This is a genomic window from Glaciecola punicea ACAM 611, assembly GCF_000252165.1.
Classification (GTDB): domain Bacteria; phylum Pseudomonadota; class Gammaproteobacteria; order Enterobacterales; family Alteromonadaceae; genus Glaciecola; species Glaciecola punicea.
Genome location: NZ_BAET01000002.1, coordinates 118372 through 138163, shown reverse-complemented (window position 1 = coordinate 138163; position 19792 = coordinate 118372). Strand labels below are relative to the sequence as shown.

Below are 19792 nucleotides of genomic sequence, written 5' to 3'. Positions count from 1 at the left end.
TAAAAAGCAAAGCGTTTATAAGAACGTTTTAATGACAAAATAACAAGGTAAGTAATGACGCATCGCATAATGTTAATTCCTATTGGCTCAAACGCAGGCTTAACTAGTGTAAGCTTAGGCTTAGTGCGCGCCCTGCAGCAGCGTGGCTTAAACGTAAACTTTTTCAAGCCTATTGCCCAGCCAAGACGCGGTGATGACACTATCGACAAAGCTACCAGCATTCTACGCAATATGGGCTTTACTAAAATGGCCACGCCTTTGTCTTCGGCGCATGCAGAAGAGCTCATTGGCGATGATAAAAAAGACGAGCTCTTAGAAGAAATAGTGGAGATGTATCAAGCGCAAGCAAAAGGCCAAGATCTTGTTATTATAGAAGGCTTAATTTCGACCACCGATCATCCTTATGCGGTCAAAGTAAACCGCGATATATGCAACGCACTCGACGCTAAAATTATACTTGTTGGCGCGCCTGGCGCTTCGTCTATGGACCAGTTTAACGACAAAATAGAAATTGTCGCTGACAGCTACGGTGGCCATAGTGGCAGGCGCGTAATGGGCTGCATTTTAAATAAAATAGGCGGGCCTTCAGACGTAAAAGGGCGCTTAGGTGCTGATTTACTCGATGACCATCAAGAGATGAAGTCGCTCGCCACTGTTAAAAACCTATCGGCACTGCCAGTGTTTTCAAAATCCTTTCCATTAGTTGGGTGCATAACATGGAACTTCGAACTGTTAGCGCCTCGGGTGAAAGATATTCAGCGGCACATGAAAGCTGAAATGCTTAACGAGGGCGACTATGCGCATCGTCGTTTGAGAAGTGTGCATTTGTGCGGCCGAGAGATCCATAACATGACCTCTATTTTCAAGCCTGGCGCGCTATTGATCATGTCAGGGGATCGTAGCGACATACTATTGGCCGCATGTTTAGCGTCTTTAAACGGTACTAAAATAGGCGCTTTATTACTAACCGGCGGTTATAAGCCTGATGCAAACATTCTCAAACTTTGCGACCAAGCCTTGCAAACAGGTTTGCCCATTATGCTAGTAAAGCACAATACGTGGCAGGCAACCGCGAATTTGCAGCGCTTCAATCAAGAAGTGCCGGTGGATGACACACAGCGTGTTAACAAGGTGATGGATCACATGGCCACCTGTATGAACGAGCAGTGGTTGAACACGCTGTCGACTAAGTCGACCTTGGCAACAAAAATGTCGCCGCCGGCATTTAGGCATATGCTTACGCGTATGGCCCAAGTGGCGAAAAAAACGATTGTTTTGCCTGAGGGTGACGAGCCCAGAACCATTAAAGCAGCGGCAATATGCAGCCAAAGGAACATTGCTAAGTGTATTTTGTTAGCGCAGCCCGAAGATGTTTACAGAGTAGCGAAGCAGCAAGGTATTGAACTGCCTAAAGACCTCATTATTCAACGGCCGCAGGACTTGCATAATCAATATATTGCGCCTTTAGTAGCACTTCGTAAGCACCGGGGAATGACCGAGGTCGTTGCAAAAGAAGCGCTGCAAGACACCGTAATGCTAGGCACTATGATGCTGCAGCAAGGTCATGTAGATGGGCTAGTATCGGGTGCAATACATACTACCGCAAATACTATTCGCCCCGCACTGCAGCTTATAAAAACTGCTCCGGGTGCGTCCTTAGTGTCGTCTATTTTCTTTATGCTGCTGCCAGAGCAGGTGCTAGTATATGGTGATTGTGCTATCAACCCTGCTCCAAACGCACAGCAGTTAGCCGATATTGCCATACAGTCTGCTGACTCAGCCGCACTGTTTGGCATAGAACCCAAAGTCGCTATGTTGAGCTATAGCACCGGCAGTTCGGGCACCGGCGCTGATGTTGAAAAGGTGAAAGATGCCACTAAAATTGCTCAACAAAAACGCCCCGACCTACTGATTGACGGACCTATGCAGTACGACGCTGCGGTAATGGAAAGCGTAGCGGCTAAAAAAGCGCCCAACAGCAAGGTAGCGGGCCAAGCCACGGTGTTTATATTTCCTGATTTAAACACCGGCAACACCACTTATAAAGCCGTTCAGCGTAGCGCGAATTTAATTAGTATAGGGCCAATGCTGCAGGGAATGGGCAAGCCGGTAAACGACTTAAGCCGAGGTGCTTTGGTTGACGACATCGTGTATACCATTGCACTTACGGCGATTCAGGCGAACCAGCAAGTTCAAAAGCCATGAGGCAATCAAGACCAGTATCTTTGAAATCAGCATTCTTGCATTATTTAGCAAGCTATAAACAAAACGAAACGCAGTCTAGTCTAAACGTTTAGGCAAATTTGCTGACGGCTTTGCTCCAGCTTGGGGATCGATACGGTATCCTAAACCTCTGACCGTCTCGATAAAGCTAGATTCATCCTTTCCGAGCTTTTTTCGTATACGACCAATATAAACGTCAACTACGTTGGTTAAGGGATCGGAATTGGCGCCCCAGATATTGTTTAATATGCGCTCTCTGGAGAATAACTTGTTTGGGTTGCTCATTAGTAATTCAAGGATAGAGAGTTCTTTGGCCGTTAGCGATACATCTTTGCCGCTTACGGTAACTATTTTAGAGTCGGTATGCATGTGAACATCTGCAATACAAAGCTCGGTGTTGACTACATCTAGCCCTTGCTGCCTTCTAGACACCGATTCGATTCTGGCCATTAGCTCGTCAAGATCAAAGGGCTTAGTAATGTAATCATCAGCCCCTATTTTTAAACCATTGATAATATCTTCTGTGCTGTCCATAGCTGTCAGCATAATAATGGGCGTATTTATTTTTCTAAAACGCAGTTCTTGGCAAACCGCTATGCCAGACTTACCGGGCAGCATAATATCGAGTAGAATAAACGCAAAGTCCCCGCCACGAACGACACTAACGGCGTCTTTGCCAGAATCTAATCGAGTAACGTTGTGTCCCTCCACCTGCAGTGCTCTCATCAGAAAGTCCGCAATTCGGTCGTCATCCTCAACTATTAAAATTCTCATTGGGTAGCCTCATTATTTAATGCTAAAGGCAGAGTCACTGTTGCTGTTGAACCTTCACCCGCTTCGCCCTGTGATTTACCTTGTAATGTAATAGTGCCCGCGTGGGCCTCTACAATCGCTTTCGCCACAGGCAGACCCAAACCGGTACCGCTGGCTTTTCCCGAACCTTCACTGCCTCTATAGAATCTGGAAAAAACTTGACTCGTTTCATTATATTTTAAACCAATACCAGTGTCTTTAATCTCGACAATAAGCGCTGTTTTACTCGCGCGAATATCCACCTCTATAGTGGAGTTTTGATACGAATAGCGAACGGCATTATCGAGCAAGATAGTGAAGACTTGCCTAATTTTACTGGTATCGACGTTAGCGACTATTTCATTTTTTGGGTAACGGCTAACAATATTAATATTGTTTTGTGCTGCAATGACCGCAAAGTCTTCACAAATATCTACGATCAAAGGCACAATTGACATTGTGCACTTGTGGATCGGTGCTTTGCCATCTTCAGCCCTTGCAACAAAAAGTAAATCTTGAACGAACCTGGCAGTGTGCAGAACTTGCTCTTTTACTCGACGAAATGCGGTACGAAACTGTTCTGGTGTTGTAGCGGGTTCTCGAAGGGCAAGATCTACTTCTCCCTGAATGATGGTAAGCGGTGTGCGAAGTTCATGACTAATATCTGCAAGAAACTGCTTTCGGGTCTCGCTTATCATCTCTAACTTCTCATTGCTAGTGCGTAGCTCTTGCGTCCGACTGGTAATAATGGCTTCGAGATTTTCCTGCGTGTTCTTTTCTCGCTGCCTTTGCCTCTCTACTTCAGAAGCCATACTGTTGAGCGCCACTGCAAGACCTGAAAATTCATCTTTAACATTGTTGTCTACACGAGCAGAAAAATTTCCGGCTAAGTAAGCACCCGTTGCACTCTCAAAGGTCTGCAATCGACGCGTTAGTGCGCGCCACGTGGTGAAAAGCAGGAAGGCGCCAAAAAATATAGAACAGAAGAAAATAAGGCCTAAAAGCTGAGACAAAAGCGTGTTCAGATCCTGTACCACCAGTTGTGTTTTTCTTACCTTTCTTAACTCTTCATCAATCGCGTCATCAATCAGTCGAATAAAACTGCCTTCGACCTCAAAGCTACGAAGTTTTGTTAAGGCTACTACCGCTGCTTCTAGCTGGCCTTTTTCGACCGCTTCTCGCACTAGCTTACTCCCGCTGATAATTTCTTGTGCTAAAAGCTCTATCTTATTAAAATGCTCCAACTCAACAACATCAGCGGCATCACCTAAATGAGCAAATTTAGCGACAATGCTTCGTCTTACCCCGCTTAATGCAGCGCGCAGTGCCTCTTTGTTGCCATAACGCGCATTCAAATTGTTGAGCGTGTTCTCCTCAACAATTTGACCAAGCGCACTTAATTTGCGGTAGGTGTGGTCTGAGACAGATCTATAACTAGAGTAAACTTGCTGAACTCGTACACTTTGCTCAATATAAAAATTGTATTGCTGTGCCGTATAAAGAAGAGCAGCCGAGGCTAGGCAAACCAATAAGAAAAGTGTAGTTGCGGTGATGGCAAAGCGTTGCTTCAAACTGTATTGCACTAAAATACCCCAGCAAAAAGAGTGTTATTATAGATTGACAAGTATGGTAAGTGCACGTGCTTATCTTACTAGCCTAAGACTTACGAGAGGTGCTCTAGGGTAACGCCGACGTTTCTAAGCGCTTGCGCATGGTTTTCTTGAAGATATTAACCATCGGTATAAAATCGGTTTCTTAAACTGCAAAATGCCGAGACAAGCTCGGCATGTAAATTAAACTAGCGTCACTAGATTATTGCAATCATAGTGTAAAGCATGTAATTACCCTTGGAATTCAAGAGATGAGTGGTGTAGCACAATGCGCACGTCACCGGCGTCATCTTTTACAAAGCCCCATGTTTTATCTACTGATGTAACGCTGCCGTCTTTTGCAGTAAAATGAACTTTACCAATCGTAGAGGCGCTATCACCTGCAATGAAAACGGCATTATTGTCAACTTCACATTTCTGCCAACCTTTAAGTGCAAAGCCTGAATCACTTGGGAAGCTTTCATTACCGCCAACAAAATAAGAAAGTGCACCTTCGCTGGTAGGGCGGAATGTTTGAGGCTTTACGGTAAGTGTAGGTTTAAATAACACCCCACCCATTTGATAACCATAGGCTGCATCGATAACCTGCTTAGCAAGATCTTTTGCAGCGGCTTGTCCTTCATCTTCGTGAGTTTTACTTATATCAACAAGCGCGGCACACCAACCTTGTTGGGCCGCCAACACTTCTTGTTCTAAGAGACCTTGATTAACGACTACTGCGCTTGCAAACGCCTGATTAGATAATAAAGCGATTGCGGCAATGCCTAAGAACTTATTAACGTTCATTTTTTATTTCCTATTAAGTTTATTAAAAGATTTTCTGCAAAAAAGTGAACAGCTTATTAAGCATTTTTGCCTAAGTTAAATGCCTGCTAAGTGGGCCGATATTTCTGCAGCGAAATTTCATTTCCTACCAACATGCAAATAGGATACGCCATTGATATTAAAAATGTCCTGACACACTTTTAACGTTGAGATAAAAAAAAGATGAACAGAAGTTAAATATTTATCTAGCGTTTGTGACATGTAGAGAAGAAAAGAGAACCATGCCTGTTTGCAAGGAATTTAATGCTGGTTGACCAGATCCTCTTTATTACACTGACAATTTCTGAGCTTAGGGCTGTAAACTTAGTTTCAACAACCGTCCGCTACTGCCATCTTCCAAGACATAAATGTCACCGCCGGCGCTTTGTTCAATTTCTCTTACTCTGCTGCCCCATTTATAGCGAGCGGCTTCTTTTGCGTCTAAGGTAGGGCGGCTGTCGTTGGTAAAAAAGTTTACCCGAACGAGTGCTTGGGCGGACAAGCTGCCTATAAATCCATTTCCGGTCCAGTCGGCAAATTTTTCTCCTTTATATATAATAAATCCTGCAGGACTTATTGCAGGCACCCAATCAGCAATGGGTGAGTAGTATATTGGAATTTCTTCATGATTAGGGATAGTGACGCCAGAGTAGTGGTCACCTTGGGATACTACCGGATAGCCATAGTTTCTGCCGCGTTCAATTAAGTTGAGCTCATCGCCGTGTCTGGGACCCATTTCATGTACCCACAATTTTCCGTTAGCATCAAAATCGATCCCTAAAGGGTTACGGTGGCCCAAGGTCCAAATTTGATTAGTGACCTCGCCATTGTCGTAAAACGGGTTATCTTTTGGCACACTGCCGTCTTGATTAATTCTGACAACCTTGCCTAAGTTCATGGCCATGTTTTGCGCAGGCGTGAATTTTTGGCGCTCGCCCGATGTGATGAAAAGGTAGCCGTCGGGTGATACCGCTAGCCTGTGGCCATAGTGTCCGTTTCCCGTTGTTTTTGGCGATTGTGTCCACACTACTTCTCGTTCATTAAGTGTTGCACTATTAGCGGTAAGTGTAAGTGTAGCGCGTTCAACAAGCGCTCCGCTAAACTCGTCGTCTTTAGGATCGCGCTCAACATAAGACAAAAACACTACGCCATTGTCGGCAAAATCAGGGTGCACAATAATGTCACCAAGGCCGCCTTGCCCTTTAGCATCAACGCTGGGAACGTTGCTTACTTGGAACTGCTTTTTCCCACTTTCGTCAATTAGCCATAGCGCACCGGTCCTTTCAGTTACCAAACCTTGGCCACTTGGCAGTAAAGCCATGGCCCAAGGCATAGTGAATGTTTCTAGGACCTCGCCATAAATAATGGTGTTATCAGTTCCTTGCATGACAGCTTTGTCTTGTGCCATAGACAGCGCCGATGTCGCTGCTAATAAGCCTACAAGTGAAAACCTAATCAGTTTGTTCATAATTCAACCTCGTATAAAATTACGCTTGTATTTGAATTTATCAAGATTACTATATACGAGCATTTGAAACTAGTATTAAGCAGTTAACCAAGAATAAGGAGTTTTTATGGCAGTTGTCGTCATTACTGGCGCTAATCGTGGCATTGGCCTTGAGTTTGTAAAGCAGTATTTAGCTAAAGGCGATAAGGTGTACGCACTGTGTCGCAGCACTAGCGAAGAGCTTAATAGCACCAAAGCGGTAGTGATTGAACATGTTGATATAGGTAATGCTGATGACTTAGAGCAACGGCTGTCGGCACTGCGGGGTGTAAAAATTGATTTGTTAATTAACAACGCAGGCGTATTAACCGACGAAAGTTTAGATAATATGTCGGCGGCCAACATTGAATACCAATTTCGGGTTAATGCGGTGGGGCCTTTACTCGTCACGCAAATACTAAGACAGCAACTCGGTAGGGGCGCCAAAGTAGCCCTTATATCTAGCCGAATGGGATCGGTAAGCGACAATACAACGGGCGGCCGGTATGGCTATCGTATGTCGAAGGCTGCGCTGAATATTGCGGGTATGTCACTGGCGCATGATTTAAAAGCGCAGGAGGTTGCTGTTGCTTTGTTGCACCCAGGCTATGTGCAAACCGATATGGTAAATAATAACGGGGATATTACCGCTGCTGTTTCTGTAGAACGTTTGCTTAAGCGCATTGAAGGACTGGACATGAGTAATACGGGTACTTTTTGGCATTCAAACGGTGAAGTTTTACCTTGGTAGTCAAAGTACACCTCCTTGAGTAAACAGGATTATTCTAGCCTAAATTTATGCTATCCTATTGCTTGAATTTATTGTGTACCTAATCATCTTTTAGACAAACTTTGTTCCACTCAGGTAGTTATGCTCGTTGAAATATTAAACCATACCGCTTTGCTGTCAGTTGCCATATTACTGATTGCCGCCTTGATAAAGTTCTTAATAAGTGTGCTTGCACGTAAAACCCGCAGCCGCAAACAGCGTGAAAATAAGCATATTTCTCAGAGCATTCGCCATGTTATAAATTTAGTAAGCGTGCTGCTATTACTGCTTATTTGGTCAGCCGAAATCCAAAACTTTGCGTTGTCTATTGCCGCGTTTGCTGTGGCTATTGTGCTCGCCATGCGCGAATTTATACAATCTATTATTGGGTTCTTGTATTTAATTAGCACTCGACCTTTCAGGGAAGGTGACTGGATCCAAATAGACGGCGACTATGGCGAAGTAGCTGAAATAGACTGGGTGAAAACCCGCTTGTTAGAAATTGACATGAAGACCTATCAGATTACACGACGGACCATTTCGGTGCCCAATAGCAAACTTGTGATAAGCACCATAAAAAACCTCAATTTTATCAAACGCTACGTTACTCACTCATTTACCATTGTAAAAACCGAAAACTATAACGGCTTTCCTTTATACGATGAGCTGCTAAACCGAGCCAATCTATACTGTGAAGAATTTAGTGAAGTAGCCGCGCGATACAATTCAATTATTGAGCGCAAGCTCGATGCTGTCATTTCAGGCCCCGAGCCTGAAATACGCTTCAGCACCACCGACATAGGCGATTTTAGAGTACGAATCACCTTGTTTTGCCCCACTGAATTAGCCCTTTCACTTGAACACAAGCTTACATCTGATTTTATGAAAATGTGGTACGAGCTGAAAATAAAGACAGATCTTGAGAATAAAGCAGGGCAGGGCTGAAGAACAGTTGGCGAAAAATCAAGGGTTTGATACTCTTAGCATATTCTCACCACCACACAGATGTAATGCATGCAGTCGTTAACCGACACCTCGGTTATTACCTTAAAAGGCGTAGGCGCTAAAGTAGCTGAAAAACTGGCTAAACTAGGCCTCAAAAACCTTCAAGACGTTATTTTTCATTTACCGCTTAGGTATGAAGACCGCACTCGCGTGTATTTAATTGCCGATTTATATGCGGGTATTCACGCCACCATTGTTGCGCAGGTACTTAATGCAGAAATAAAGTATGGTCGTAAACGCATGTTAATTGTGCAGGTGTCTGACGGCAGCGACATTGTTAACTTACGCTTTTTTCACTTTTCGGCGGCCCAGCTAAACAGCTTTAAAGAGGGCACCACTATTCGCGCATTTGGTGAGGTACGCGCAAGTAACAATGGTATGTGGGAAATCATGCACCCAGAATATAAAGTCGTGACCGACACAGCAAACATTAAAATGGAAGAACATCTAACGCCGGTTTACCCCACCACCGAAGGCGTTAATCAAATTACCTTACGTAAGTTAAGTGAACAAGCCTTGGCGCAGTTAGACAAAGGTGCATTACTTGACCTGCTGCCAGCGGGCTTATATTCAGGGCAGTTAGGCTTGCTTGATGCACTGCACATGGTTCATCGACCATCACCCGATGTAAATCTTGCGATGTTCGATGAAGGTCAACACCCCGCTCAGTTACGCTTAGTGCTTGAGGAGTTATTGGCGCACCAGTTAAGTATGTTGAAACTAAGAGCGCAGTCTGATATTGATCCTGCAATTGCGATTACGCTAGACGCTGCGCTTAAAACTAAATTCTTGGCTAATTTACCGTTTTCACCTACTGGCGCGCAGTCAAGAGTGGTTAATGAGATAGAAAGAGACCTCAGCCGTGGCCAGCCCATGATGCGCTTAGTACAAGGCGATGTTGGTTCGGGCAAAACGCTAGTGGCTGCACTGGCAACACTGTCAGTTATTAGTGCAGGCTATCAGGTCGTGTTAATGGCCCCTACCGAATTACTGGCCGAACAACATGCGAAAAACTTTGATGCATGGTTAACGCCGCTTGGCATAAAGGTAGGCTGGTTAGCCGGCAAGCTAAAAGGCAAAGCACGCACGGCTACTTTAGAGGCGCTTGCGTCTGGTGAAATACAATTTTTGGCCGGCACCCACGCTGTTTTTCAAGAAGCGGTGAACTATAAAAGCCTTGCTCTGGTGATAGTAGATGAGCAACACCGCTTTGGCGTGCATCAGCGCTTGTCATTGCGTAAAAAAGGTGGGGTGCTCGGGAAATATCCGCATCAGCTCATTATGACCGCAACCCCTATACCGCGAACCCTCGCAATGACCGCATATGCCGACCTCGATACTTCCATTATTGATGAACTGCCGCCCAATCGTACACCGGTTAAAACGGTGGTACTGCCAGACACTCGGCGCAGCGATATTATTGAAAGAGTACGTTCATTCGCCGTTGCTCAAAGGCGCCAAATTTACTGGGTATGCACGCTTATTGAAGAGTCGGATATGCTGCAGTGCCAAGCAGCTGAAGATACCGCAGCCGCGCTCGTTAATGCGCTGCCCGATTTAAAAGTAGGGCTGGTGCACGGCCGTTTAAAACCTAAAGAAAAGCTGGAGGTAATGGACAGCTTCAAATCGGGCGCCTTGGATTTGTTAGTGGCCACTACCGTAATAGAAGTCGGGGTAGATGTGCCTAACGCGAGCTTAATGATTATAGAAAACCCTGAGCGCTTAGGCTTAGCGCAGTTGCATCAGCTTAGAGGACGCGTGGGCAGGGGATCAATAGAAAGCCATTGCGTACTTATGTACCAAAGCCCGCTGTCAAAAACAGCCTCTAAACGTTTGGGCGTGCTGCGCGAGTCAAACGATGGCTTTTATATTGCTGAAAAAGACCTAGAAATACGCGGTCCTGGTGAAGTGTTAGGCACTAAGCAGACGGGCGTGGCTGATCTTAAAATAGCAGACTTAGTGCGCGACGCCGCGCTTATTCCACAGGTTAAAGAATTAGCGGTCACCATGTGGCGCGATCATCCCAAGCAATCAGCGGCTTTAATTAACCGATGGTTGGCTTACAAAGGTGAATATTCAAATGCGTAAAAAATCTAAGCAGGTGAGCCATTCAACCGACAAAGCGTCGCAGATAAGTGATAACAGCTCTATGCGTAAATCGCCTGGGGATGTGCTTCAACAAGACAAGCAGCCTCTAATAAATAATGCCGTTATATTGGTTGAAGACAGTGGCAGTATTAACGCTGATGAGCGCGCAAAACTGCTCAGTAAAAAACTTGGTTTGCAAGTACACACTATACCTGCAAACAAGCAAAAGCAGAAGTTTTCCCAAGCGCAGTGGCAGCTAGTTTTTACTACTCAGGGACTTGTATTGCGCCTTTCTAGTGAGCCCTCATGGTCTGATATTATGGTTGACTTTGGCGCCGCTAATTTGCAATATCGCCAGCAGCATGGCGGAGGCCGCAACGAAGCAATTGCCAAAGCCATTGGGATAAAGGGTAAGCACAGCGTAAATGTTGTAGACTGCACCGCCGGCATGGGCACCGATAGTTTTGTAATGGCAAGTGTGGGCGCAAATGTGACGATGATTGAGCGAAGCGGTGTTATCAGCGCACTGCTTGATGACGCTCTAGTGCGAGCGCAAGTTGCAGGTGAGTCGGGCGAGAATCTAGAGTGTTTGTCAATATGTGAGCGTCTTTGTTTACTGCAGCAAGACGCAATACTGTATCTTAAGAATAATTCGGCGCAAAAGACGCAAACAGATGTCGTATATTTAGACCCTATGTTTCCACATAAGAAAAAATCGGCACTGGTGAAAAAAGAGATGCGTGCATTTCAACTTTTACTGGGCCCCGACCAAGACAGCGCCGATCTATTAACCGCAGCTATAAACTTTGCACCTCAAAGGATCGTAATTAAAAGACCCGCAGGTGCGCCAAATGTAGAAAATGATCACGCTTTGCAGCCAAATATGGCAATAAGCTCGAAAAAGCATCGTTTTGATGTATATTTGCTAAATCAGTAACGCAACTTAATGCTCGTTTAATTGTTAAAGAGCGTATTTACATAGATTAAGTAAACCCCACCTAAACTTAAGGAATTAACATGATTGAAGTAGGCGCAAAATTACCTGAAGCAACCTTTAGCACCATTGCTGGCGGTAACATGAAAAACCCCAGCACAAACGATTTATTTGCAGGCAAAAAAGTAGTCTTGTTTGCTGTGCCTGGTGCATTTACACCCACTTGTTCAGAATCACATTTACCCGGTTACGTAGCCCTTGCAGATAAAATGCATGCAAAAGGCGTGGACAGCATTCTTTGCCTATCGGTTAACGACGCCTTTGTGATGGACGCATGGGGCAAAGCTTCAAACGCCGAACACCTCACTATGCTTGCCGATGGTAACGGTGATTTCGCCAAAAAAATTGGCCTTGATATGGACACCGACAGTTTTGGTGGCCAGCGTTCACAGCGCTATAGCATGCTTGTAGATAATGGCGTAGTGGAAACCTTAAACGTGGAAGCGCCAGGAAAATTTGATGTGTCTGACGCAGAAACGATGCTTCAGTCCTTATAATTTTTGCAGTATCAATGAAGCGTTTGAGCATTAAGTTGCCAGGCGCTTTTTTTATTTTTACATGATAGTTAGGTAAGCGCTAAACCTCTTTGTCCAGAAATGTTAGTATCCCCGCGTTAAATTTATACGAGAAATAAATAGTGAATTTTGATGTAATTGTCATTGGTGCAGGGGCGGCAGGCCTATTATGCGCCGCTACCACAGGCAGCCGTAAACGTAAAACATTGCTGATTGATCATGCCAAACGACCGGGTAAAAAAATACTCATATCGGGCGGTGGCCGCAGTAATTTCACCAATTACTACATTGAGCCTGAAAAGTACCTGTGCGAAAACCCCCACTTTTGCAAATCGGCGCTAAGCCAATATACCCAATGGGACTTTATCGCCTTAGTAGAACAGTACAAAATTAAATACCATGAAAAATCTCTGGGACAATTGTTCTGCGACGACTCAGCCAAAGAAATTGTGGCCATGCTGGTATCAGAATGCGAAAAAAACGACGTGACCTTTGCTTACCAAACCGATATTAGCGAAGTAAAAGCACGCGAGCAGGGTGGCTATAGTGTTACCACTGATAAGCACACTTACACCTGCACAAGCTTAATTATTGCATCAGGCGGATTGTCTATGCCCAAGCTCGGGGCAAGCCCATTCGCCTACAAAGTTGCCAAGCAGTTCGGGCTTGAAGTGTTGCCCACCAGCGCAGGCCTTGTGCCCTTTACCTTGCCGCCAGAGCTTAAAACGCCATTGGCAGAAGTATCAGGCGTTTCAATCCCGGTTGAAGTGTCTACCCCAAATAAGTCGTTTGTAGAGGACATGCTGATTACCCATCGCGGTTTGTCGGGTCCTTCTATTTTGCAGATTTCATCGTATTGGCATCCGGGTGAAGAAGTGTTTATAAACTTATATCCAGGGGATGATTTTGGTGCCTTCTTAAATGAATCAATATCTACGCAGCCTAATGTGTCGCTTAAAAACCTTCTGGCGACCAAGTTCGCTAAACGATTTGCAGAAACCTTTATTGATTTGCACAAGTTTGAAAATGTTCCTATAAAGCAGCTAAGCCATAAAGAGCAGGCAAGGCTTGTGGATCTTGTGCATAATTGGAATATTAGACCCGATGGCACAGAAGGCTATAGAACCGCTGAGGTCACGCTTGGCGGGGTAAACACTGATCATCTATCTTCAAAGACAATGGAAGTGAAGTCTCATCCGAACCTGTACTTTATTGGCGAGGCGGTTGATGTAACCGGCTGGTTAGGGGGATATAACTTTCAGTGGGCGTGGAGCAGTGGATATGTGGCGGGGATGAATGCGTAGTTGTTTTATTAGATGGTAAATGGATAATTTTGCCTAAATTTATAGAATTTAAACGGACAAAAATACACATTATTCATTGTTATAATTGATTTTTTGAGACTACATTTTATTTGGTCTTTGCTTTTTTATATGAAAAGCCAAATTTTTACTTATCCATTTCTTTTTGAAGCCTTGACCACATTGGTTTTAGCTGCTTTTTGATTGAATTAGACTTCATTATATCAACGGCCTTATATCCATATTTCAGAAAGTTGCGTTTACCAAGGTGTGAATAGCGTTCGTATAATTGATTTTTTCTTAGTTGTTCTGTTGGTTGATTGCCGTTTCTTATAAGTTCCGAATTTGTTATTTTAACGGTTTTTTTCGCCAGTCGAACGTGTTCTGGCTCAGATTAACTGCAATCGAAGTCTGTCACCAATGGGATTTGCAAAGTTAGCGATGATTACGAACAATAAATTTAATGAAAACGTTTTTAAATGTCTTGAGTCCAGAGAATGCGGTGCATAAAATGACAGGACTTTCGGCGCAGCATGTGTGCATAAAAAACCGAGGCGTCATCAAATTAGATTCTTTCTAAGTCTTTTTCAGCACTCTTTGTAAGCCTATAGGTTTTCACTCATTGATCTCTTTACTAAAAGGTCTGCCATAATTTCATCGGGTGCTCTGTCTGAAATAGCAATTTTTCAACGCAAGACACCTAAGATAGATTGTCTAGTTGTCTGTATTAATGTATCTTTTGTAATACATTGCATTACAAATTCAATAAAAGGCTCCGTAAATGAAAACAGAAATGCTAAGTACCCGTATTGACCAAGAAACTAAAACAGCGTTTATCAATATATGTGACGAGATTGGCTTAAGCCCTTCTCAAGCAATAAAGATGTTCGCAAAGGCTGTTATCAATAGCGGCGGAATCCCATTTGAGGTGAAGACTAAACAAGCAAATCTAAATACCATGGCAGCCATTCAAGAGCTTGAATACGGCGGTGGTCATACTGCAACTGATATTAATCAATTAATTAAAGAACTGGATAATCACTAAGTATGTGTGGTTTAGAGTATTCGTCACAATTTAAAAAGGACTTTAAAAAAATTACTAAAATGCCAATTACTGACGTGATTGAAGTTTGTGGAATAATTTCTGAACTGCAAAAAAGCAATTCTCTAGCCGCTAAATATGTGGACCATAACTTATCTGGAAATTGGCTAGGCTTCAAGGACTGCCACATAAAACCGGATTTAGTGCTAATCTACAAAGTTGATTCTAATACATTAAAACTTGCTCGAATTGGTTCACATAGCGATTTATTTAACTAATGAGAAAATCGCGTCTGAGTTAACTTCCTATAGGCAATGTGCATAAGCTTTCATTTCGCTTAATAGCTTGCATAGAAACACTATATGCAAAGCCCGTGTCCTGCTAAAATACGGCTCAAATTACATCGTGAGACTGCAATGACGAAAACTATTCACTTAAAAGACATGGCAAAAGCCGATATAAGCGCCAATAAAACTGACGGCAGCGGTGGCCTACACCGCATGTCTTATCGCGATGTGGCCATGCACAAAGTCATGCTGCAAGATATTATCCGCACCGAAGCTTACGAAAAATCGATAAACGCGGTGGTGAAGCCTCAGCACACGGTGCTTGATTTTGGCTGCGGCAGCGCCGTGCTATCTATGTTTGCAGCGCGCGCCGGTGCGGCAAAAGTCATCGCGGTAGATCGCTCGCCTTTTATTAAAAATGCACAAAATATAGCCCTTGCAAACGGTTTTAAAAATATTGATTTTTATCACGACGACCACGAAACGCTGCGGCTTGACGAAAAGGTAGATGTGATAGTGTCAGAATGGATGGGCCACTGCTTATTTTATGAGGCAATGCTTGAGCCTTTACTTACAGTAAGAGACCGATTCTTGGCTGAAGGCGGTGTAATGATCCCCGCCCAGCTCAGCCTTCACGTGGGGCTTGTGAATGATGAAGATGTTCTGGAAGATTTACATTTTTTGCAAGACAAACCCTACGACTTAGATTTTTCGCCTATAGCTCATGTTCCTTTTCAGCAGTCTGATCTGGTCGCTTTAGATGCAGAAAGCTTGCTAGACAGTATTGCCGATATGGGCTCTCTTAATATGCACACTATCACAAAAAGTGATAGGCCAAGAGTATTTACCGCTACGCTAAGCCCAAGCGAAAAAACAAGCATATACGCACTATGCGGCTGGTTTAGCGCGCAGTTAAGCCCCGGTATTCAGTTTGGTACTGGCCCTAAAGACATCCCCACGCATTGGGACCAAATTTTATTTCCCCTACCCACACCATTTACGGTAAACCCCTCACGTAGCTTGACTATTACCCTGTCGCCCTTAACAGAGCAGGTAGGCAAAGAACAGTTTTGGAGCTGGTCAATTTCAGACGGTGAACACACTGTATCGGTGAACGAGTTGCAATTGCAGCATGAAGCCAGCGTAGACGTGCCACAAGGTAAGCTTTAAAACAACTTACACCGAATAACATTGCACAAATATTAAAAAAGGCGTAAAACGAAATAAAAATGCGTAGTAATAAACGTGACTCTACTACTTCAGCAATATCCAACAAAAAGCGCAGCTTCTAGCGATGCGCTTTTTGCCAAAATTGTTAACGACCTTGCCAATGACGGATATAGTATCCAAGCGAATGCATTGCCCCTGGGGCTTACTGACATTCTACATACCCATGTCGTTAATTTACCGCAATACAAATTTAATCTAGCACGCGTTGGGCGTGAATCTAATCAGCAGTTAAATGCACAAATACGCAACGATAAAACCTTGTGGATTTACGGTGACAGCCCTGCAGGCCAAGAATGGCTTAAATGGACGCAAGCACTACAGCTATATTTAAACAGGCATTTATTGATGGGCTTATTTTCTTTTGAAAGCCATTTCTCTCATTATGCTAAAGGCAATTATTACAAAAAGCATGTAGACGCGTTTAAAGGTCAAGCTAATAGAGTGTTGTCTCTGGTGACATATTTGAATCCTCAGTGGCAAGACACGCAGGGCGGTGAACTGGTTATTTATAATCAGCCTGGCAATCCTGAAGGTATTAAAGTACTGCCAAAATACGGGACCCTAGTCTTGTTTTTAAGCGAAGAGTTTGAACATGAAGTTAAACCAGCGCAGCGTGACCGCTACTCCATTGCTGGCTGGTTTAGGGTGAATACCAGTACGCGTGAGCAGGTTGACCCGCCTTTATAATACATAATAAGCCGGCGTAAAAAAGGGTAATGTCGCTAACATTACCCTTTTCTCGTTTTTAATAGTGGTTCTCACGCAGTCAGTATTAAAGCTCTTTACCTTCCACTTTTTCCCACTGCCTTGTTTTAAACGAGAACAACCATAATATGATGCCTGCAGCAGTGCCAAATAAAGCAACTTTCATATATACCGAAGGTTCCACTACCGCATCGCCCGCATTAACGAGCCCTGCAAGTAAGCCAGCTGCAAGGCTGCCAATTGAGTAGGTAAGTATAAATACGCCCATTAGCTGACCCGCAAAACGTCTAGGTGAAAGTTTACTTACTGCGCTTAAGGCGACCGGACTTAAGCAGAGCTCACCAACGGTATGCAGAAAGTAAGTAGCCACTAACCAAGAAGGCGCAACCTTCATTGAGCCAGCGGCAAACTGCGCGGCAAAGAACATAACAAAGAAGCCAGTCGACATAATAATTAGGCCAATGGCGCATTTTACGCTGTAGCTGGGCACTATCATTCTCTTGGCTAAGTTTATCCATAGTGCGGCAAAAAAAGGCGATAGAACAATAATAAATATTGGGTTTAGTGACTGAAACCACTGCGTGGGTATTTCAAAAGAGCCAAGCATTCTGTCAGTATTATTCTCAGCAAAGAAATTAAACGAAGAGCCCGCTTGCTCAAAGCCAGCCCAAAAGCAGATAGACGCAATACAAATCAGAAATAGCGCGCCGACGTTTCTTTTTTCTGAATCGCTAAGATTACCTTTAAAGAAAATGCCCGCAAAATATAAAATAAAGATAGAAAAAACGATGGTGGCAATGTAACCCGTAATTGCAATAGGGTTAATCGTAATTGATCCTATCATGGCAAGCACGGTCACAATGGCCAGTACCATCATTAAACCGGCTATAATAGACCAGCTTAACCTTACCGCTTTGCTCGACATTTTTACCGTGGGTTTGTCGAACACCGCCGTTATATTCGCCGCGCTTAGCTTGTACTGTATTAAGCCTATGCCCATGCCCACGGCCGCGGCACCAAAAGCAGCGTGATAGCCATATTCAATCTGCATATAACCGCATACTATTCCGCCAATAGCAGACCCAATATTTATGCCTAAATAATAAAGCGTATAGCCGCTGTCACGTCGCTGGTCTATATCTGAATAAAGTTGACCCACCATGGCGCCAATGTTTGGCTTTAATAAGCCGGTGCCTAATACAACCAATATAAGGCCAAAGAAAAACGTATTGGTGCCGGGTATGGCCAGTGAAATATGGCCAAACATAATGATAATGCCACCATACCAAACCGCTTTTTGCCCGCCAATGAGGCGATCGGCCATCCAGCCGCCAAGTAAACCGGTAAAATATACGGCGCCGGTGTAAAGGCCATACACTGCGTTAGCCGATTGTTCGGTAAGACCAAAACCACCTTCTTGAACCGCAAGGGCCATAAACACAACTAAAAGCCCGCGCATGCCGTAGTAACTCATGCGCTCCCACATTTCAGTAAAAGCTAATGTTGATAATCCAAGGGGGTGGCCAAAAAATCGAGTGTCGTGAGTACGGTCTATTTGTCTATGACCAGTATCAGGGGATTGCATTAAATGCTTCCTTTTTATTTTTATTATACTGAGTAGCGCATTATGCACCCGAAGTCCAAGCGCATGCAAGTTTGTTAAATTTCATTATGCGCTGTTGCAAACTCGCACTACAGTGGTTGCCGAGGGCGTATTTAAATATCTAAACCATAGTGCGCCAAAGATAGTAACTAAATATGAGCACTTAAAAAACAGTCTTTTAAAGACACAGGGACTCAAATAAAGTACCGTAAGCCTAGGGCCGAAAACATATCGTTTAAATGATGGTGCTATTTATATAAAGGAAACAATATGCATATAGTGTGTTCATCATGCGCCGCAATAAACCGAATACCTCAGGGCAAAACTACTGCCGAAGCAAACTGCGGGAAATGCAAGAAGCCGGTGTATAGCAGTCAGCCGGTCAATTTAGATGATGACAGTTTTGATCGCTATATTGAAAAGAATGACTTGCCTATTATTGTTGATTTTTGGGCAGATTGGTGCGGCCCGTGTAAGGCTATGGCGCCGACCTTTACAAAGGTTGCCGCTGAATCTACCGATTTACTCTTTGCCAAACTAGACACTCAACACGCTGAGAAAACAGGCACACAAGTGCGGATCCGTTCAATTCCCACACTCATATTTTTCCATAAGGGAGTAGAGATTGAGCGTATATCGGGGGCGCTTAATGAACATCAGCTAAAGCAGTTTATTGTGCAGTGTGTGGATAAATTATAATTGCAGGTAAAGTCTGCCAGTGAATACGCAATAGCGCGCACGCAGCAAAAGCTTAGCCGCATACTAGAAAAAGTGGCTATTTGTAATGTGTGCGAGAGTAAGTTGCCCCTAGGTCCAAATCCAATAGTGCAAGTCCACGCCCAAGCCAAAATTTTAATTGCCAGTCAAGCACCGGGCAGCGTAGCGCACGAACTAGGCGTGCCGTTTCAAGACAAAAGCGGAGATCGCTTAAGGCGCTGGATGGGAATAAGTGAGGCTGATTTTTTTAATCCGCAACATGTTGCAATACTGCCGATGGGGTTTTGTTACCCTGGACGCGGTAAATCGGGTGATCTTCCGCCCACTAAGGAATGTGCAAGCATATGGCGCGGCGACCTTCTAGCTTTATTGCCGAATATTCAGTTAACACTGCTTATAGGGGCCTACTCACAGGCATGGCATTTACAAAAAGCAAGGCAGTCTACGCTTAGCGAAACGGTTAAAGTGTGGCAAAATTACTGGCCTGAGAAACTACCTATGCCGCATCCGAGTCCACGCAACAATATTTGGGTGACAAAGAACCCGTGGTTTGAAGATCAAGTTATACCCGTGTTGCAGCAGCGTATAAAGTCGTTGTTAGATAAAAGTTAGCAAAGTATA

General features: G+C 44.1%; 18 protein-coding genes. 13 read left to right on the top strand and 5 right to left on the bottom strand.

The genetic code is table 11. The annotated features are described in order from the left end of the window. Nucleotides 1-54 precede the first annotated feature (54 nt). Entirely contained in the window at nucleotides 55-2205 is a 2151-nt protein-coding gene (pta, locus tag GPUN_RS00635) for a phosphate acetyltransferase (protein ID WP_006002375.1), read from the top strand. A gap of 75 nt (nucleotides 2206-2280) precedes the next feature. On the opposite strand, the gene GPUN_RS00630 is transcribed toward pta, so the two are convergent. The 4 genes from GPUN_RS00630 to GPUN_RS00615 form a co-directional block, all read right to left on the bottom strand. Next, nucleotides 2281-2997 carry a response regulator transcription factor gene (locus GPUN_RS00630; protein WP_051987252.1) on the bottom strand — a complete coding sequence of 239 codons (717 nt, stop codon included), beginning with the start codon at nucleotides 2995-2997 and terminating at the stop codon, nucleotides 2281-2283. Further along, nucleotides 2994-4598: a sensor histidine kinase gene (locus tag GPUN_RS00625; RefSeq protein ID WP_006002370.1), complete on the bottom strand. Its 1605-nt coding sequence runs from the start codon at nucleotides 4596-4598 to the stop codon at nucleotides 2994-2996. The genes GPUN_RS00630 and GPUN_RS00625 overlap by 4 nt, the downstream gene beginning before the upstream one ends. A gap of 258 nt (nucleotides 4599-4856) precedes the next feature. Next, the gene (locus tag GPUN_RS00620) at nucleotides 4857-5411 is read right to left on the bottom strand and encodes a metal-independent carbonic anhydrase family protein (RefSeq protein ID WP_006002368.1); all 555 of its coding nucleotides are present in this window, start codon (nucleotides 5409-5411) and stop codon (nucleotides 4857-4859) included. A gap of 328 nt (nucleotides 5412-5739) precedes the next feature. Then, entirely contained in the window at nucleotides 5740-6897 is a 1158-nt protein-coding gene (locus GPUN_RS00615; RefSeq protein WP_006002366.1) for a PQQ-dependent sugar dehydrogenase, read from the bottom strand. 106 nt (nucleotides 6898-7003) lie between these two features. Here GPUN_RS00615 and GPUN_RS00610 point away from each other — a divergent pair, with 106 nt between their 5' ends. The 10 genes from GPUN_RS00610 to GPUN_RS00565 all read left to right on the top strand — a co-directional run bounded on the left by GPUN_RS00610 (nucleotide 7004) and on the right by GPUN_RS00565 (nucleotide 16833). After that, nucleotides 7004-7666, top strand: a complete 663-nt coding sequence (locus GPUN_RS00610; RefSeq protein ID WP_006002364.1) for an SDR family oxidoreductase — start codon at nucleotides 7004-7006, stop codon at nucleotides 7664-7666. Nucleotides 7667-7786: 120 nt separating this feature from the next. Then, entirely contained in the window at nucleotides 7787-8629 is an 843-nt protein-coding gene (locus GPUN_RS00605; protein WP_006002362.1) for a mechanosensitive ion channel family protein, read from the top strand. A gap of 69 nt (nucleotides 8630-8698) precedes the next feature. After that, complete coding sequence (gene recG, locus GPUN_RS00600) at nucleotides 8699-10777, top strand: ATP-dependent DNA helicase RecG (RefSeq protein WP_006002361.1); 2079 nt, start codon at nucleotides 8699-8701, stop codon at nucleotides 10775-10777. Beyond that, nucleotides 10770-11714, top strand: coding sequence for a class I SAM-dependent methyltransferase (locus tag GPUN_RS00595; protein ID WP_006002359.1), 945 nt, complete (start codon nucleotides 10770-10772; stop codon nucleotides 11712-11714). Before recG ends, GPUN_RS00595 begins: the two co-directional genes overlap by 8 nt. Before the next feature lie 80 nt (nucleotides 11715-11794). Then, nucleotides 11795-12268: a peroxiredoxin gene (locus GPUN_RS00590; RefSeq protein ID WP_006002357.1), complete on the top strand. Its 474-nt coding sequence runs from the start codon at nucleotides 11795-11797 to the stop codon at nucleotides 12266-12268. A 137-nt stretch (nucleotides 12269-12405) separates the two neighbouring features. Then, entirely contained in the window at nucleotides 12406-13590 is a 1185-nt protein-coding gene (locus GPUN_RS00585) for a BaiN/RdsA family NAD(P)/FAD-dependent oxidoreductase (RefSeq protein ID WP_040519868.1), read from the top strand. Between the two features lie 778 nt (nucleotides 13591-14368). Beyond that, nucleotides 14369-14632 carry a type II toxin-antitoxin system RelB/DinJ family antitoxin gene (locus GPUN_RS00580; RefSeq protein WP_006002348.1) on the top strand — a complete coding sequence of 88 codons (264 nt, stop codon included), beginning with the start codon at nucleotides 14369-14371 and terminating at the stop codon, nucleotides 14630-14632. A 2-nt stretch (nucleotides 14633-14634) separates the two neighbouring features. Then, nucleotides 14635-14907, top strand: coding sequence for a type II toxin-antitoxin system RelE/ParE family toxin (locus GPUN_RS00575; protein ID WP_006002346.1), 273 nt, complete (start codon nucleotides 14635-14637; stop codon nucleotides 14905-14907). Nucleotides 14908-15045: 138 nt separating this feature from the next. Next, nucleotides 15046-16086, top strand: a complete 1041-nt coding sequence (locus GPUN_RS00570; RefSeq protein ID WP_006002345.1) for a class I SAM-dependent methyltransferase — start codon at nucleotides 15046-15048, stop codon at nucleotides 16084-16086. A gap of 75 nt (nucleotides 16087-16161) precedes the next feature. Next, on the top strand, nucleotides 16162-16833 hold the full coding sequence (locus GPUN_RS00565; protein ID WP_006002343.1) for a 2OG-Fe(II) oxygenase: 672 nt from the start codon (nucleotides 16162-16164) through the stop codon (nucleotides 16831-16833). A gap of 85 nt (nucleotides 16834-16918) precedes the next feature. Here the strand turns inward: GPUN_RS00565 and GPUN_RS00560 are convergent, their stop codons facing one another. Next, nucleotides 16919-18436: a peptide MFS transporter gene (locus GPUN_RS00560; protein WP_006002340.1), complete on the bottom strand. Its 1518-nt coding sequence runs from the start codon at nucleotides 18434-18436 to the stop codon at nucleotides 16919-16921. Nucleotides 18437-18724: 288 nt separating this feature from the next. On the opposite strand from GPUN_RS00560, the gene trxC reads away from it, so the two are divergent. Both trxC and GPUN_RS00550 read left to right on the top strand, forming a co-directional pair. Continuing rightward, complete coding sequence (gene trxC, locus GPUN_RS00555; RefSeq protein WP_006002338.1) at nucleotides 18725-19153, top strand: thioredoxin TrxC; 429 nt, start codon at nucleotides 18725-18727, stop codon at nucleotides 19151-19153. Beyond that, a complete protein-coding gene (locus tag GPUN_RS00550) occupies nucleotides 19154-19783 on the top strand; it encodes a uracil-DNA glycosylase family protein (RefSeq protein WP_006002336.1) in 630 nt (209 codons plus the stop codon). Nucleotides 19784-19792 lie beyond the last annotated feature (9 nt).